The sequence below is a fragment of the Bacteroides sp. OF03-11BH genome (assembly GCF_003604005.1).
GTDB classification, from domain to species: domain Bacteria; phylum Bacteroidota; class Bacteroidia; order Bacteroidales; family Bacteroidaceae; genus Bacteroides; species Bacteroides ovatus.
The window spans coordinates 1-385 of the sequence record NZ_QTMW01000088.1; the positions used below are offsets into that span (position 1 = coordinate 1).

Sequence of the window (385 nt, forward strand, 5' to 3'; positions counted from 1 at the left end):
CTCCCGCCGATGTCGGGGAGTTCGAGGAGCTGTTGTACCTGGGGGACGATTACGAGTTCATCTCCCGTGTCAAATCGAATTATCTTGCCTCGGATAACGTCACGGAACTCGCCGGGGTTTGCGGGTATTCCAGCACGATTACCTTCCGCCGGCGTTTCCAGCGGGTTTTCGGCTGCTCGGCCTCCTCGTGGTTACGTCAGCGCCGTATCGAACGTATCGGGGAGTTGTTGCGGACGACACACTACACGTTGCAGGAAATAGCCTACATGTGCGGTTTCTCCGCCCAATCCCACTTTACGGACTTTTGCAAGCGGAATATGGGGAGCAATCCCACTTCCATCCGTCAGGAAAGCCGGATTTGACATTAAAATCGGCTCCGTGATAA

Annotated in this window: 1 protein-coding gene; it reads left to right on the forward strand. The window is 55.1% G+C overall.

All coding sequences use genetic code 11. The features are described from left to right. Window positions 1-362, forward strand: a 362-nt coding sequence (locus tag DXA54_RS27245; protein WP_133304700.1) for a helix-turn-helix transcriptional regulator, incomplete at its 5' end; no start/stop codon positions are given. Window positions 363-385: the final 23 nt, after the last annotated feature.